Here is a 1648-nt window from a genome sequence, read left to right as displayed (position 1 = left end):
CGCGCTTCGACCTGTGACTTCCAATAAAATTGATAAGTGTTGGAGGGAAATGTCAGTGCATTTCCCTTCTTCTTTTCAGGGACGACGGTGATTATCCCGGATCATGGCTACTTATTAATAATAAATGCTTCATTGTCCGATTTAACTTTAAACGGTACTATTACCTGCAACAGCTTTAATGCTTCTGTAATGTTTTCATTCTTAAAAATGCCGGTTACCCGGTAATCCCTGATCTCCTGGTCTTTAATGATGATAGTGATGTTATATCTTCTTTCCATCATCATCGCCAGGTCTTCAAACCGCTCATTGCGGAATATCAGCTTATCCTCTATCCAGGCGGTTTCTATGATATCGTTGGTTTTAGCATAGGGCACTATTTTCGATACTTCAAATACCGGCTCAGTTGCTTCCTGTTGCCGGGCCGGTGTTTGCGCCGGTGTATTGCGAAGCACCAGTTTTTCTCCCGGTGATAACCGGATCTTCCGCTGCTGTTCTTTTTCAAGCGACACTTCAATAACGCCTTCTATCAGCGTGGCTTCAGTAACAGGGCTGCCGTTGTAGGCTTTTACATTAAAGGTGGTGCCAAGGTCGCGGATAGTTGCTTCCCGGGTACGTACAATGAAGGAATGTTTATCGTTATGCGGTACTTTAAAATAGGCTTCCCCGCTAAGGAACACTTCCCTGTTCTCCAGGCTGAAGTTGGCCGGGTAGCGCAGTTTACTGCCCGCATTCAGCCAGATAACGGTACCATCGGCCAGCACAATATGCGTTTTGGCGTTTTTAGGCGCTACTATTTCGCTCATGGCAATATCTGTTGTAGCCCTTTTTGTGGCGGCCTGCCGGAACAATGCAATACCTGCCAGCGTGATCACTATAATACCGCCAAAAGCGGCGGCTACGCGGAACAGGAAACGATATTTTGAGGGAGGAACAGCAGCTGTTTCCACCTCCGCTTCACCTGCTTTCATGAGTAGCAGGTTATTAAGTTTTTCCGGCTCCATTTTACCGTCCAACAGGGACCTGATCTCCTGTACATACTCCCGGGTAACATCATCCATACTGTTCACCGCCTGTATCAGTTCATAGGCGTACCATAACTCCGGATCGGCAACCAGTAATGCTTTCAGCTCTTCTGCTTCGGCAGGAGTAATTGTATAGGACAATTCTTTTCCCATTAAGAAATAGATCCTGTCGGTGTCGTTCATTTATTACAATTTGGTGCGCTCACAGGTGTGCCATACGCAGCATCACTGTGTTTACTAAAAGATGTTTATTGATAAGACGGGGAAATGAGCACAATCTACTAAGCGGGGATAAAAAAAATTTCAGGACGGGTTAACCTATATTTTTTCTGACAGTCCTTCTTTCCGGTTAAACGCTCCTACTGCCTGTACCAGCCGTTTAAAGGCAATAGCCAGCTGGGCATCAATTGTATTAACGGAGATATTTAACTGTACGGCCACATCTTTATTCCGCAAGCCTTCTATACGTACCATTTCATAGATCTGCCTGCAGCGGGGTGGCAGGGCATTAATAGCATTGCGGATACAATCGTGCAGCTCCGAGGAAATAATAATGCTTTCGGGATCTTCAGTAGTAAGGTCTTTGAAAGGCATGTCCAGCAACAGGCCCTGTTCTTCCCTTTGTT

At 45.8% G+C, this 1648-nt stretch carries 2 protein-coding genes; both read right to left on the bottom strand.

All coding sequences use genetic code 11. The annotated features are described in order from the left end of the window. Positions 1–107: 107 nt before the first annotated feature. Positions 108–1205 carry a FecR family protein gene (locus VN105_RS28140; RefSeq protein ID WP_325646542.1) on the bottom strand — a complete coding sequence of 366 codons (1098 nt, stop codon included), beginning with the start codon at positions 1203–1205 and terminating at the stop codon, positions 108–110. A 135-nt stretch (positions 1206–1340) separates the two neighbouring features. Further along, a partial coding sequence (locus VN105_RS28135; RefSeq protein WP_325646540.1) for a sigma factor-like helix-turn-helix DNA-binding protein occupies positions 1341–1648 on the bottom strand: 308 nt, incomplete at its 5' end.

The organism is Chitinophaga sp. (assembly GCF_035564935.1).
Taxonomy (GTDB): domain Bacteria; phylum Bacteroidota; class Bacteroidia; order Chitinophagales; family Chitinophagaceae; genus Chitinophaga.
The sequence above is the reverse complement of the archived record's forward strand: the minus strand, read 5'-3'. Positions and strand labels throughout refer to the sequence as shown.